Here is a 13,672-nt window from a genome sequence, read left to right as displayed (position 1 = left end):
GCCCATGTGGTGTTAAAACGACGCTAAGCTTGATCGCCGGAAATCAGGCGACGCGGCGAAAAGCACCGGCACGGAAGGTCGCGCGCGCGGAATCGACGAGCGCCGCGTCCTTATGATCGCGCATATATTGGCGGAACGCCTCGATCTCGACCGGGCGGCTGATCAGATACCCCTGGATCATGTCGCAGCCCATCACGCTCAGCAGGGCGAGCGCGGCGGGGGTTTCGACGCCCTCGGCCGTGACTTCCATTTCCAGCGCATGCGCGAGGTCGATGGTGGATCGCACGATCAGCGGGTCGCGGTTGCTGCTGGTCAGCTGCAGCACGAACATCTTGTCGATCTTGAGCTCGCGCGCAGGAAGCTGCTTCAGATATGCCAGGCTCGACAGGCCGGCGCCATAATCGTCGATCGCGATCGCGATGCCGTGGTCGGCAAAGATGTTGAGGTTGGCGATCGCACTGACGGGATCGCGGATCACCGACGTTTCGGTGATCTCAAACCCGAGCGGCACGTCGGTCGCGCTGACGATCTCGCAGGCGCGCTTCACGAACTTCGCGTTGCTCAGCAGCTGGCCGGATATGTTGATGAAGACGGTGATGTCGCGGCCGTCGGCGCGCAGCAATTGCTGATCGGCGATGACTTGCTCGATCGTCCACAATGTCATGCGATCGATGTCGCGCGTGGCTTCGGCGAGCGGGATGAAATCGTTCGGCAGGATCAGGCCGCGCGTCGGGTGGCGCCACCGCAGCAATGCCTCCGCGCTCGCCACTTGCTGGCGACGGACGTTCACTTTGGGCTGGTATTGCAGGAACAGTTCGCCGCGATCGACCGCGCCCGACAGATCCCGCTTCAACACCATCGCATCGACCATCGGGTCGATCAGCGACAGGTCGCGAACCACTGGAGCGTGGTCGTTGCGCGACTGCACCATCGCGTCCTCGACCTCCTCGGCCAAGCGGATTTCATCGACCGAACCCGGCGGCGCCGCGGCAACGCCGATGGCGAGATCTAGCGTGTGTTGCTCTCCGTCGAGATCGAACGGCTCCGCGACCATCGTTGCCAGGGTCTTCGCGAACAGGTGCAGATCGACCGAATTGCCCAGATAGGTTTCGACCTCGATCGTCCAGCGCCCCACCACCGCGACGGCGGCGTCGGGAATCAATTCGGCGATGCGATCGGCGATGTCGAATGCGACTTCGTTCGAGCGCGCAACGCCGAGCAAGCGGCGGAGTGCGGCCTGGTTGGTCAGTTGCAACAAAGCCTGGGCGATCCACGGCTTAGCGACCGATGCTTCGATCGCCTGTGGTTGACGCCGGCTTCGAACGCGTCGCGCAAGGCCGCCGCTCGGCCGGGACGACCGGTCTTCGGCGGGACTCTTCGGTGTGCGAACGCGCGACATGGCTCAGGCGATAGCGTCTCCGCCTGAAGGAACTCTTAAACGCCGCGGCAACCACCGCCCGATGCGACGAAAGTATGATCGTAACGGCTGCGAGACCGTTTGCTTTTTGGTTAAATTTCAATTAACAAAAGCTCGTGCCCGGGGTGGGCGCACAAGGAGTGAAGCAATGCTCGCGTTTATCGTAGCGCTTATCCACGGCGATCTTATTCGCCCCTGGTAAAAGCGATTTAGACGGCCCGCTTTCTACCGGATTCCCTCGTTTTCCAACGAGATACCGGTAGAGGCGGGTCGTTCTTTATCCAGTGCAGATCGATCGCTCGAACAGCAGTATTGCTGACCGAAAATCCTTTGAAATTAACTATTTGTTAACCTTTCCGAATCGGGCCTTTGGCTCGATCCGAATGGTTAGGCGCGCGTTTACCATTGCGCTTCTGCCGCCCATTCTGGGTCAGCCAGTGTCCTTGTCCGACCAGCCGCCGCCGATCGCCTTGAACAACGCGACGCTCATCTGGCGAAGCTGCGCGTCGCTCGCCGTCAGACTCTCTCGCGCGCGCAGGACATCGACTTGCGTGTTGATGACGGTGTCCTGCGCGACCAATCCCGACTGATAGCGCGCCAGATCCGCCGCGGCCGAGCGATCGGCATCGGCCAGCGCTTGCCGCAGCAATGCGTTGCGCCGCCGCTCGGCATCGATCCGCGTCAGCGCGTCTTCGACGTCACGCAGGCCTTGCAACACCGCGGTGCGATACGCCTGGTACGCTTGCTCGCGCTGTTCCTTGCGGACGCCCACGGTCGCCTTGCGCTTGCCCCAATCGAGCAGCGGGAAACTCGCGGCGCCGGTTCCCGTCAGCTGCAGGCTGTCGCCGGTGAATAAGGTCGCGAGCGAGGTGGAAATCAGCTGCGCGATCCCGGTCAGACTGAACTTGGGATAGAGGTCCGCGACAGCGACGCCGATGTCGGCGGTCGATGCCGCCAGATTGCGCTCGGCCGCGCGGATGTCCGGACGACGGCGCAGCAGATCGCTCGGCAGCCCGGCAGGGATCGTCGGCGTCACGGCGAGCGCCGGCAGCGGCCCCGACAGCTCGCCGAGCAACGCTTCCGGATTCTGTCCAAGCAGCACGCCGAGCGCATGCTTGCGAACCTCCAGATCGGCCTTGAGCGGCTCGATCCGCGCGCGCGTCGCGGTGATGTTGCCGTTCTGGCGCGTCACGTCGATACCGGGGACCAGGCCGACCTTGGCGATGTTGCCGGCAATCTGCAGCGCCCTGCCCTGGCGTTCGATCTCACTGTCGAGCACCGCGATCTGATCGAGGTCGAGCCGCAGCGCGAAATAGGCGTCGGCGACTTCGGCCGCGAGCATCACCGCGGCATCGCGCCGGTTCCATTCGGCTGCCTCGGTCCGCGCCAGCGCCGCTTCCACGCCGCGCCGCCCGCCGCCGAAAACATCGATTTCCCAGCTCGCGTCGAACCCGACCGCGAAGGTCTTGATGCTGTCACCCGGCAGCGCGACGCCGCCCGCGGTACCGCCGCCCTGCCCGCCGCCACCGCCCGAAAACGCGCGCGCGAGCGAGGAGAAACCGGCATTCTTGCTGAACTTGACGTCGGTCGCGTTGGCGGTCGCATCGACCGTCGGCTTGTATTGCGCGCGCGCCTGGATCTCGCCGAGCCGCGCCTGGCGCACGCGGCTGGCGGCGGCCGCCATGTCGGGATTGTCCTTCAACGCGCGGTCGATCAGGCCGGTCAGCGTCGGGTCGCCGAACGCTTCCCACCAGCGCGCCGGGTCGATCGCCTGACCCGGCGGGACGGCGCTTTGCACACCCGCATACGTCGCCGGCACCGCGAGATCGGGCTTGGTATAGTTCGGGCCGACGGTGCAGGCGGTGACCGCCAGCATCGAGACGATCAGGATCGGTTTCTTCAACATATCAATGTCCCATTCCGCCGCCGCCGCCACCGGGATTCTTGCCCGACCGCATCAGGAAGACGCACGGCGTCAGCACCAGGATCAACAGCATCAGCGTACGAAACACGTCGAGGAAGCTGAGCATCGCGACTTGCCGCATCATCTGCTGGAACAGCACCGCCTGCGGCAGCACGTTCGGGTCGCCGACCCCGGCGAGCGCGCCCTTCGCTTGCGCCAGCCATTGGTTGTAATTCGGGTCGAGCGGATTGAGCTTTTCGACCATCGTCGATTGCCGCCGCTGCATCGCGTGCGCCAGCATCGATTGCGACAGCGAAATCCCGATCGACCCGCCCAGATTGCGCGCGACGTTGAGCATGCTCGACGCCTGGTTGGTGCTTTCGCGCGGCAGGCCCTGATACGCGACGGCGTTGATCGGCACGAACAGGAACGGCAGCGCCATCGCCTGATACAGCCGCCCCATCGCCGCATCGGCAAAGCTGATATCGGCGGAGAAATGGGTCATGTTCCACAGCGCCGCAGCCTGGACGAACAGTGCCCCGCCGAGCAGGATCCGCGCATCGACGACGCCGACCAGCCGTCCGGCGAACGGCACCGCCACCAATGTCGCGATCCCGCCCAATGTCAGTGCCAGCCCGGCGTCGAACGAGCTGTACCCCATCACTTGCTGCAGCATCTGCGGGATCAGTTGCGTGGTGCCGTAGAGAATGAGGCCGGTGATCGCCATCACCATCAGCACCGCGACGAAATTGCGGTTCTTGAACAGCTTGACGTCGATCACGGGATGCTTGTGCTGCGATTCCCAGAAACCGAGCACGACCAGCGACACGAAGGATATTGCCGCGGTCGCGCAGATGAACCCGCTCGAAAACCAATCCTCGCGCTCGCCGCGGTCGAGCGTCAGTTCGAAGAAGCCCAGACCCAGCGCGACCAGCAGCACGCCAATATAGTCGATCCGCAAGCCGCCCTTGATCCGATCGGCGCGATCCTTCTTCACTTGCTTGGGCTCATCGACGAACAGATCGGCGAGAAAGAACGCGACGATTCCGATCGGTACGTTGATCAGGAACACCCAGTGCCAGCTCGCCGTCTCGGTGATCCACCCGCCAAGCGTCGGGCCGAGCACCGGTCCGACGACGACGACGATCGCGAACGCGGCGATCGACATGCCGCGTTTTTCGGGCGGGAACGTGTCGATCAGCATCGATTGCTCGACGGGCGCCAGACCCCCGCCGCCTATCCCCTGAAAGACGCGGGCGATCACCAACGTCGTCAGGTTCGGCGCGATCCCGCACACGAACGAGGAGATCGTGAACAAGGCGATTGAGATCAGGAAATACCGCTTCCGCCCGATCGCGTCGGACAGCCAGCCCGAAATCGGAATGACGATGGCGTTGGCGACCAGATAGCTGGTCAGCACCCACGTCGCCTGGTCGATCGTGACCGACAGGCCGCCGGCGATATGGTCGAGGCTGACGTTCGCGATCGAGGTGTCGAGCACCTCCATGAAGGTCGGCAGCGAGATGATGCCGACGATCAGCCAGGGATTGTACGGCCCCGCGGCGGAACGGCTATCGTCCCACGCCTCCCCCCGCCGCTTTTCGCGGGTGCGGGCTTACCCTCGGCGCCTTGTGCGGCGCTCGCCATCTCAGCGGACCTTGACCGTCGGGACGACCGACATGCCGGGGCCGATCGGATAGTTGCGCGGATCCGGATAGTCCTTGCCGATCAGGAAGGTGATCCGCACCGGCACGCGCTGCACGACCTTGACGAAGTTGCCCGTCGCGTTCTGCGGCGGCAGGATCGAGAAGGCCTGGCCGGCACCGCGCTGTATCGAATCCACGCGACCGCGAAACTCCACGTCGGGGAAGGCATCGACCTTGATCGTCACTTCCTGTCCCAGCCGCATGTCCTTGAGCTGTGTTTCCTTGAAATTGGCAGTGATCCACATCGCATCGGGAACGATCGCCATCACTTGCGTGCCCGGCGCGACGTACGACCCGACGTTGATCGAGCGGTTGACCACTTGCCCCGACACCGGCGCGGTCAGGCGCAGGTCGTTGAGCGTGATGCGCGCCTGATCGGCCTGTGCGCGGCGAGCCTTGATCAGCGCGCCAGCAGCGTCGGCGGCCTTGCGCGCGACCGCGATCTGGGCGTCGGCGCTCGACACCTGGCGGCGGGCGGCGGCGGCCTGCCCGGCGGTCGATCGCGCATTGGCGCGCGCCTGATCGAGCTGGGTGGACGCAACCGCCGAGCGATCGATCCGCGCAAGGCTTTCGTAGCGCGCCAGATCCTGCGCCGCCTTGGTCGCCGCGGCGATCGGCGCGAGCGCCTGCGATTGCGTCTGATCGCGCGTCGCGACCGCGGCGGCGATCTGCGCTTGCGCCTGGCTGTATTGCGCCGTCGCCTGGTCGATCCCGGCCTGCGCCTCAGCGAGTTGCGCTTGCGGGCCGCTCGGCTTGATGACGGCGAGCAACTGCCCCGCCTTGACGTGGCGATTGTCGAGATCTGCGACCTCGATCAGCGTCCCGGACACTTCGGGCGCGATCCGCACGATGTGCGCGTCGACGAACGCGTCATCGGTCGATTCGAACTGGCGCGAGTGGAGGTAATAGAGCGTCCCGCCGATCACCAGCACCGCGACCACGGCGATCGTGATGATCCAGAACATCGGCTTGCGGAAGATCGGCGTCTTGTTCTCGCCGTTCTCTGACTCGTCCTTTTCGGGGACGTCGTCCCGATCGGTGTCGGTCGCGTCGGCGGGCTTGTCCTCGCTCATATCTGCTCCTGTCGCTCGGCGATCATCCGGTCGAGGATGGCGTCGATATTGGCCACGACCCGCGCGGCATATTCGTCGATAATCTCTTCGCTCAGCGTCTCGCGCTCGAGCATCTTGCGGCACATCGCGCGCGCCGCCTTCATCACCAACACCTGGCCGAACAGCGAAATAGCCGCGAGCCGCGCCGCTTGCCGGTCCTGCCCGCCGGTGGCGACGCAGATCAACTCGACCAGCACTTGCCCGGTCTGGCCCATCGGTCCGGCATAGATGCGCTCGAACGCCTCGGTCGGATTGAGCTGCTCGCGCATGATGAACAGCGCCCATGAATTGCTCTGCGGCTGCTGCAAGCGTTTCAGAAACACGCGCATGATGTCGGCGATCGCGCCGCGCGCCGCGACGGGATCACCGGACGCGGCAACCTGTTCGAACGCGCTCACTTCGTGGCCGCCGCCCATCTGTTTGGCGACCTCGTCGGCGGCGGCGAGGTACAGCCCCTCCTTGCCGCCGTAATGATAGGTGATCGACGACATCGCGGTGTTCGCCGCTGCGGCGATCTCACGCGTACTGACACCCTCCAACCCATGCTGGCCGAATTGCTCGATGGCGATGTCGAGGAGTCGCTGCTGAACCACGCGCCGCCAATTAGTTCGTTCGAACGAACAAACAACCCCAAATCTGTACGGCGGGTGAATAAATCGACAACGATGCGACGCGACGGAGGTTCCGCAGCCGGGCGAAGTTGCCGAAATCTTCATTTCTCGCCGTTAAATTTGCCCGGAGTAAGCGTGCGTTTCGCGAGGGTTGGAATGAAAAAGAACGATCGCCAGTTCATGGTCATCCTGGGTCTCGTCATCGCGACGGGTCTGGTGATGGGCCTGATCGCGTTCCGCATGACCGCGGGCGGCTCGGCAGCCGCGGCGACGGCCGCCGTCAAGCCGATCGGTGGCGACCCCAACGCCCCCAAGCCGTCGGCCGCCGACGAAGCGAGCGCGCAGGACGGATCGTCCGGATCGACGGAATCGCAAGCGAGCGACCAGGTCGTGTCGAAGGACGGCGAAGCTACCGACGTAGCGACGCCGGAGCCTGCGGCCCCGCCTCCTCCCCCGCCCCCTGTCGCGACGGTCGAGGAGCCCAGCGACTACGCGCAGCCGTCCGGCGAAACGCAGTCCTAAAGCCCGTCATGCGCATCGGGACGATCCGCGGCGTGATCGCCGCCGCCATGCTCGTCGCGTCATGCGTGCCGGCCGATCAGCCCAAGCCGGCCGCCTCGCCGACCTCCGCCGCGATCGCCATCGCCCCGCGCGCGACACCATCGGCGAACGTCGTTTCCCTGCCGATCCCCGAGCCAAACGCGAAACCCAATCCCGCGCCGCAGCGGCGCACGGCACCCCGCCCCGTGGCGAAACATCCGCAGCTGCCAGACCCCGATCCGGAAACCGTCACGATCACCAATTCGTGGTGACGCGCGGCTGCGACAATTTGAAACAATTGCGACATTGATCGGCGACAAACGTCGCCTATCTAGGCTGCGTCGCGGCAATCCTCCCCTTGCTTGCCGCGATCGTGGATCGGCCCTCCCCCTGTTGCCGATCCCCCGAACTACGGGGCGGTCCATCCGGGCCGCCCCGTTTTTTCTGCGCGTCAGGCGGGCGGCAGGGTGCCGGTCCGCTTCATCTTCAGCGCGGTCAGTATCTGATCGTCCTTCAGCGGCGTTTTCTGACCGGCTTCGTGGCCGAACATGCCGTGTGCCAGGTTCAGCATGTCGGCGTCGTCGGACAGGTCGAGCACCGACGTCGCGGTCAGCGACGACGCCCATTTGGTCCAGCCCTTGACGTACGACTGGGCGGCGGGGTCGCTGGCCGACGCGACGCCGGCGTAGCGCCGCGCGAGGTCCTGCAGTTCGACTTTGCCTTGCTCGCCATAGCCATAGCGCCCGGTCATCAAATAGTGCCACGCGCCCACGCCATGTTCCGGCGTCACGTAGATCGACGTCACATTCTCGGCATGATCCGGCGCGGTGACGCCGACGAACCCGGGGAAGACACGCTGCCAGCCCGTCACGTTTAACGCGCCGGGATTGTTGGTGCGGATCGACCGGCGCTGCTTCAGGTCGTACGGGTCCTTGCTGAAGAACCCGCCGGTCAATGACCGGTAATTGGGTACAGCGTGCGTTTCGGCCGCGCCCGCAGCCGACGCGGATCCGGCGGCTTCCGCCGACAGCGCGGTCGGGGCGCCGTCCATTCCCTCATACCAGACGGCGATCGAACTCGCCTGCTTCAGCCAATGGTCGGGACCCGTTTCCTGGATCGCGTCGTGCTGTTGCGTCCAGCCGCCGAGCGAGCAGTGGATGATCTTGGTCACCCGAGCGATGCCGGTCTTGGTGGGGTCGATCTCGGTGATGATCCCGATATGCCCGTCATGCCTCTTGCCGTCCGCACCGCGATAGTCGGGATAGACCAGGAACGCGCCGACGACAGGCTCGACCTTGTGGAAATAGCCGGTGCCGGTCAGCCCGTCGGCATGGATCGCCGTGGTCTCGAACCAGCCGCCGTTGATCTTCTTGTACAGCGGATGATCGACCATTCGCGATTCCGGCGGATTGGATGCAAAACGGATGCACCAATAGACGAACCCGCTGCAATCGAGCTCGCCATGATCGGGAAAGCTGGTGGCCGCGAAATGCGGCATGTGGCCGGGGCTTTTGTAGACCGTATGCTTGCCCAGCCCCGAACTCGCGCGCGCCAGTACCGTCGTGACGTCCATGTCCACCCCCTCGTCGTTGCCGCGCGAGGATGCGGACGAGCCCATTGCGAGGCAAAGCGAGATCGGACCGATCCGGAGAGGTCGGTGCGCGGCCGCAAGCGGCGGATGCCGGGTTGCCCGCGCCGCCCTCGTTCCCTACCTGTTCACGCGTGACTCAGCCTGTAAGCTTGCCCGACGATCCCCCGTACCTCCGCGGCCTCAACCCGCCGCAGCGTGAGGCCGTGCTGACCACCGAAGGCCCGGTCCTGGTCCTTGCCGGCGCGGGCACGGGCAAGACCGCCGCGCTCACGGCCCGCCTCGGCCATCTGCTCTACACCCGCAAGGCGTGGCCGTCGGAGATCCTGTCGGTCACCTTCACCAACAAGGCCGCGCGCGAGATGCGGCATCGCGTCGGCGCGCTGGTCGGCGACGTCGTCGAGGGGATGCCGTGGCTAGGCACGTTCCACGCGATCGGCGCGAAGATGCTGCGCCGCCATGCCGAACTCGTCGGGCTGCACCCCAATTTCACGATCCTCGACACCGACGACCAGCTGCGCTTGCTGAAGCAGCTCGTCCTCGCCGCCGATCTCGACGAAAAACGCTGGCCTGCGCGCCAGCTCGGCGGGCTCATCGACGAATGGAAGAACAAGGGCCTCGTCCCCGCCGACATCCAGGCGGGCGAGAGCGAGCGCTACGCCAACGGCCGCGGCGGCGAGCTCTACGCCATGTATCAGGCGCGGCTGAAGGCGCTCAACGCCTGCGACTTCGGCGACCTTTTGCTCCACATGCTGACCATCCTGCGCGGCCACCGCGAAGTGCTCGCCGACTATCAGCGGCGCTTCAAATACATCATGGTCGATGAGTATCAGGACACCAACAGCGTCCAGTATCTCTGGCTCCGGCTGCTCGCACAGGAGCGCAAAAACCTGTGCTGCGTCGGCGACGACGACCAGTCGATCTATTCGTGGCGCGGCGCGCAGGTCGAAAACATCCTGAAGTTCGAAAAGGACTTTCCGGGCGCGAAGGTCATCCGGCTCGAACAGAATTACCGCTCCACCCCGCACATCCTCGCCGCCGCGTCGGGCGTCATCGCCAACAATAGCGGCCGGCTAGGCAAGGAACTCTGGACCGAACTCGACGCCGGCGAGAAGGTGAAGGTGCTCGGCGTGTGGGACGGCCCCGAAGAAGCGCGCCGCGTCGGCGACGAGATCGAGGCGGCGCAGCGTAACGGCACCAATCTGGACGATGTCGCGATCCTGGTCCGCGCGCAGCACCAGACCCGAGAGTTCGAAGACCGCTTCATCGCGATCGGCCTGCCCTATCGCATCGTCGGAGGCTTCCGCTTCTACGAGCGCGCCGAAATCCGCGACGCGCTCGCGTATCTCCGCGTCGTCGCCCAGCCCGCCGACGACCTCGCCTTCGAACGCATCGTCAATACGCCGAAGCGCGGCCTGGGCGACAAGGCGCTGGCGAAGGTCCACCAGCTCGCCCGTGCCGAAGGCGTGCCGCTGACCAGCGCCGCCGCGCGCATCCTCGACACCGACGAACTCACGCCCCAGGCGCGCCGCGCGCTCGGCAACCTCGTCGGCGACCTCGCCCGCTGGCGGCAAATGGCGCAGGAACTCCCCCACCCCGACCTCGCGCGCCAGATCCTCGACGAAAGCGGCTACACCGCGATGTGGCAGGCGGAGAAATCGGCCGAGGCCGCCGGACGCCTCGAAAACCTCACCGAACTCGTCCGCGCGATGGAGGAATACGAAAATCTCGGCGCGTTCCTCGAACACGTCTCCCTCGTGATGGACAATGACGCCGCGGCCGACGAGGCCAAGGTCACGATCATGACGATCCACGCCGCCAAGGGTCTGGAATACGACACCGTGTTCCTGGTCGGGTGGGAGGAAGGGCTGTTCCCCTCGCAACGCTCGCTCGACGAAGGCGGGCTCGCCAGCCTTGAGGAGGAACGCCGCCTGGCCTATGTCGCGATCACCCGCGCGCGGCGCCGCGCGACGATCATCCACGCCGCCAACCGCCGCATCTACGGCCAGTGGACGTCGAGCATCCCCAGCCGCTTCGTCGCCGAACTACCCGACGCGCATATCGACAGCGAGAGCAGCATGGCGGGCGGCGAAAGCCTGTGGCGCGCCAATTGGAGCGAACGCGCCGACCCCTTCGCGGACGTCGCGCGCGGGACGGGCCGCGGCCCGGGCTGGCAGCGCGCGGCGGGGGTCGACTTCGCGAAGCCCGGCGGCAGCTTCACCAGTCGCACCTTCACGCGGGAGCCAGCGCGGGTGGTTGAAGCCCGCGCGAGCGCGGTCAGCCTGGGCAACAAAGGTAGGTCCGATGTGGCGATAGGGATGCGCGTGTTCCACCAGAAGTTCGGCTACGGCACGATCGAGGAGATCGAAGGCAACAAGCTGGAGATCGAATTCGAACAGGCCGGGCGGAAGCGGGTGATGGATAGCTTTGTGACGGTGGGGTGAGGGCGTTGGGAATTCTCCCAGATCAAGAGTTTATTTTTGACGTTGCCGATTGGCAACGTGACGAAAATTACGAAATATATCCAATCGGTAGCCGTCCAAAGGAGCTTTTGATTGCTCCTGATCCGTCGCCAAGTCCGCTGATCCGGTCTGGGCATCATTATCTGTTTAAGCGGTCATCACACAATTACCCCAACCAGTATTGGGCGGAAATACTCGCCTATCGAATAGGTTTAGCGGCGAAGGTTCCAGTTCCTCCAGCTCACGCGGCCGTGGATTCTTCGACCGATCAACGTGGCGCGTTGATCGAGTGGTTTTACGACATGAACCAAACCGTCGGGACCGATCGCTTCGTGCACGGCGTAGAATATATGAAGAGAATAATCCCGGACTTCGATGTTAAAACGGGTAGTCAGCACAACCTTCGAACGGTCTTGGCGTTCTTGAATGCCGTTCGTGCCCGCCGTTCGATGCCTTCGCCAATTCTGTATTGGGCTAGGACTTTTGCTTTCGACGCATTGATAGGAAACACCGATCGCCATCAAGAAAACTGGGGGCTACTTTGGAGCAATAGTGGCACTGTCCCTCGAGTCCGTTTTTCCCCCGCTTTCGATAACGGAACCAGTTTAGGTCATGAGATTACCGAGGCAGCATTGCCAAAGTTCGAAGACGATGTGCATTTAGCTAGATATGTGAGTCGCGGACGGCATCACATGAAGTGGACTTTAAGCGATGGGCGGCTTGGCCATTTCGAAATGCTGCATCGGCTGCTCGAGTCACATCCTTCTGCCCGTCGCGCGGTGAGGATGGTTGCGAATGCGGGTTGGGAATCTATCGCTGAGGAAATCAATGGCGTTACGCAACTTGCCCGAACAATCGACATGACGCAAGAGCGTTCATCTTTTGTTCTTGCATTGACGAAATATAGACACCATCTGTTGCAGGAACTCCGATAACCGATGCAACAGATTCGACGACTTTCAGAGCCTCTAAGGCTCCTTCTTGCGTGGCAGTCCTCACGTAAGGGTTCCTCTCGCCGTCGATGGGAAATCGGAGAATTGCGCCGATCGTCGGCGGCTTCGGACTCAGAAGTTACGTTTCGCTATTTCTCAGATGATGCGCTTGCTGGAGCGAGGGATGAAGGATTTGTTGGTTATCCAGCTTTTGCTTTGCGTGCTGGCGAATGGTCTAATGATGTCCTGGAAACGTTTATGCGGAGGCTACCTCCGCGCAAGCGCTCTGACTTTCCACGCTATTTAGAAACACTTCGTATCGACCCAGCGGCCAAGTTTACCGATTTTGCTCTCCTCGGCGCTTCCGAGGCAAAGCTGCCCAGCGATGGTTTCTCCATCATTGATCCGCTTGATGATACAGACGACGATCGCGAAATGGTAATCGAAGCATCAGGGTATCGGCATTTAGCGGGATGTCCGCTTGTCTCTGCCGGTGAAGTGGTGTCGTTTGAACTTGATCCTGAGAACCCAAAGGATCCCGAGGCGGTTGCGATTCGAACTGGTTGTGAGCTTGTTGGCTGGGTCAATCGACTGCAAACGCGTGCTTTCCGACAGTGGTTAGCCGATGATCGATTGTCCGCGGTCGTAGATAGGCTGAACGGTACAGTCGAAGCACCGCGACTTTATGTCTTTGTGTCGGTGTCAAAGGCTTCGTCGAAAAAGTGACGGAATTGGGCGAGATCAAACTTCCAATGTAGGATTTCCTCTGATCTACCCTGGTCGATGCGCGACCAGTCCCCTCCCCATACGCCAGCCGCCCTCACCCCCGACGACGATCCGCTGATCTTCGCCCCCGTCCCCGGCCGTGCGCGGCATGACGGCTGGACGCCCGACCGGCATTACGCCTTCAAGCAGGAGAGACCAGCCCCGCAAAACCACGTCGCTAGTGTCAACCTGGTGTCAACTTAGCGGCCCCGCCTCACCACAAATGCTTCCCATCCACCACCGTCACCGGCCAGTCCGCCGCCTCGAAATCGTCGATCAGCCGCGCGTTGATCGCGATGCGGCGGGTCTTGCCGTCCCACAATCCGTCCTGCTGGAAATCCGGGCTATTCGCGCCGATGTCGCAGCCGCAGGCCGAACAGAAGTGATTGGCGACCAGCTTCGAATTCCAGCGATACACCGCGTCGCTGTCGGCTTGGGGGAATTTGACCCTGTCCGGCTTGTAGTAGGCGTAAAGGTGGCCGCGCTTGCTGCAGAACGAGCAGGTGCAGCGGGTCAGTTTCTCTGGCAGCTCGCCGTCGATCTCAAACGTGTTGCGCCCGCAATGGCATCGGCCGGTCAGCGTCATGCGCGGTCTCCTTCGCCTGTGGCTACGCGCGAGGGCGCGGATCGGTTGCT

At 63.6% G+C, this 13,672-nt stretch carries 12 protein-coding genes; 5 read left to right on the top strand and 7 right to left on the bottom strand.

The features are described 5' to 3' along the window. Nucleotides 1-43 precede the first annotated feature (43 nt). The 5 genes from FPZ24_RS17105 to FPZ24_RS17560 form a co-directional block, all read right to left on the bottom strand. Entirely contained in the window at nucleotides 44-1,258 is a 1,215-nt protein-coding gene (locus FPZ24_RS17105) for an EAL domain-containing protein (protein WP_240047657.1), read from the bottom strand. Between the two features lie 589 nt (nucleotides 1,259-1,847). Continuing rightward, nucleotides 1,848-3,323, bottom strand: coding sequence for an efflux transporter outer membrane subunit (locus tag FPZ24_RS07115; RefSeq protein WP_146570549.1), 1,476 nt, complete (start codon nucleotides 3,321-3,323; stop codon nucleotides 1,848-1,850). A gap of 1 nt (nucleotide 3,324) precedes the next feature. Next, entirely contained in the window at nucleotides 3,325-4,827 is a 1,503-nt protein-coding gene (locus FPZ24_RS07110) for a DHA2 family efflux MFS transporter permease subunit (RefSeq protein WP_146570547.1), read from the bottom strand. Nucleotides 4,828-4,968: 141 nt separating this feature from the next. Next, nucleotides 4,969-6,099 (bottom strand): HlyD family secretion protein, encoded by a 1,131-nt coding sequence (locus FPZ24_RS07105; RefSeq protein ID WP_240047656.1) that lies wholly within the window; start codon nucleotides 6,097-6,099, stop codon nucleotides 4,969-4,971. Then, a complete protein-coding gene (locus FPZ24_RS17560; protein WP_240047655.1) occupies nucleotides 6,096-6,731 on the bottom strand; it encodes a CerR family C-terminal domain-containing protein in 636 nt (211 codons plus the stop codon). The genes FPZ24_RS07105 and FPZ24_RS17560 overlap by 4 nt, the downstream gene beginning before the upstream one ends. A 174-nt stretch (nucleotides 6,732-6,905) precedes the next feature. Here FPZ24_RS17560 and FPZ24_RS07095 point away from each other — a divergent pair, with 174 nt between their 5' ends. Both FPZ24_RS07095 and FPZ24_RS07090 read left to right on the top strand, forming a co-directional pair. Next, nucleotides 6,906-7,271, top strand: coding sequence for a hypothetical protein (locus FPZ24_RS07095; protein ID WP_146570541.1), 366 nt, complete (start codon nucleotides 6,906-6,908; stop codon nucleotides 7,269-7,271). An 8-nt stretch (nucleotides 7,272-7,279) separates the two neighbouring features. Further along, nucleotides 7,280-7,561, top strand: a complete 282-nt coding sequence (locus FPZ24_RS07090) for a hypothetical protein (RefSeq protein WP_146570539.1) — start codon at nucleotides 7,280-7,282, stop codon at nucleotides 7,559-7,561. A 179-nt stretch (nucleotides 7,562-7,740) separates the two neighbouring features. On the opposite strand, the gene FPZ24_RS07085 is transcribed toward FPZ24_RS07090, so the two are convergent. Further along, the gene (locus FPZ24_RS07085) at nucleotides 7,741-8,862 is read right to left on the bottom strand and encodes a hypothetical protein (protein WP_146570537.1); all 1,122 of its coding nucleotides are present in this window, start codon (nucleotides 8,860-8,862) and stop codon (nucleotides 7,741-7,743) included. 149 nt (nucleotides 8,863-9,011) lie between these two features. Here FPZ24_RS07085 and FPZ24_RS07080 point away from each other — a divergent pair, with 149 nt between their 5' ends. The 3 genes from FPZ24_RS07080 (at nucleotide 9,012) to FPZ24_RS07070 (ending at nucleotide 12,997) form a co-directional block, all read left to right on the top strand. Then, nucleotides 9,012-11,321 (top strand): ATP-dependent helicase, encoded by a 2,310-nt coding sequence (locus tag FPZ24_RS07080; RefSeq protein ID WP_476749627.1) that lies wholly within the window; start codon nucleotides 9,012-9,014, stop codon nucleotides 11,319-11,321. A gap of 5 nt (nucleotides 11,322-11,326) precedes the next feature. Continuing rightward, entirely contained in the window at nucleotides 11,327-12,274 is a 948-nt protein-coding gene (locus tag FPZ24_RS07075; protein WP_186729116.1) for a HipA domain-containing protein, read from the top strand. 102 nt (nucleotides 12,275-12,376) lie between these two features. Beyond that, nucleotides 12,377-12,997, top strand: a complete 621-nt coding sequence (locus FPZ24_RS07070) for a hypothetical protein (RefSeq protein ID WP_146570533.1) — start codon at nucleotides 12,377-12,379, stop codon at nucleotides 12,995-12,997. Between the two features lie 253 nt (nucleotides 12,998-13,250). Here FPZ24_RS07070 and FPZ24_RS07065 read toward each other — a convergent pair whose 3' ends face one another. Next, complete coding sequence (locus FPZ24_RS07065) at nucleotides 13,251-13,622, bottom strand: GFA family protein (protein WP_146570531.1); 372 nt, start codon at nucleotides 13,620-13,622, stop codon at nucleotides 13,251-13,253. Nucleotides 13,623-13,672 lie beyond the last annotated feature (50 nt).

Origin of the sequence: Sphingomonas panacisoli, assembly GCF_007859635.1 — a bacterium.
In the GTDB taxonomy this organism is placed as follows: Bacteria; Pseudomonadota; Alphaproteobacteria; order Sphingomonadales; family Sphingomonadaceae; genus Sphingomonas; species Sphingomonas panacisoli.
The sequence above is the reverse complement of the archived record's forward strand: the minus strand, read 5'-3'. Positions and strand labels throughout refer to the sequence as shown.

Bases quoted from the DNA above. Each gene is read 5' to 3' on its own strand.
- FPZ24_RS07065 (WP_146570531.1), bottom strand. From the start codon at position 13,622: ATGACGCTGACCGGCCGATGCCATTGCGGGCGCAACACGTTTGAGATC.
- FPZ24_RS07090 (WP_146570539.1), top strand. From the start codon at position 7,280: ATGCGCATCGGGACGATCCGCGGCGTGATCGCCGCCGCCATGCTCGTC.
- FPZ24_RS07110 (WP_146570547.1), bottom strand. From the start codon at position 4,827: ATGGAGGTGCTCGACACCTCGATCGCGAACGTCAGCCTCGACCATATC.
- FPZ24_RS07105 (WP_240047656.1), bottom strand. From the start codon at position 6,099: ATGAGCGAGGACAAGCCCGCCGACGCGACCGACACCGATCGGGACGAC.
- FPZ24_RS07115 (WP_146570549.1), bottom strand. From the start codon at position 3,323: ATGTTGAAGAAACCGATCCTGATCGTCTCGATGCTGGCGGTCACCGCC.
- FPZ24_RS07085 (WP_146570537.1), bottom strand. From the start codon at position 8,862: ATGGACGTCACGACGGTACTGGCGCGCGCGAGTTCGGGGCTGGGCAAG.
- FPZ24_RS07095 (WP_146570541.1), top strand. From the start codon at position 6,906: ATGAAAAAGAACGATCGCCAGTTCATGGTCATCCTGGGTCTCGTCATC.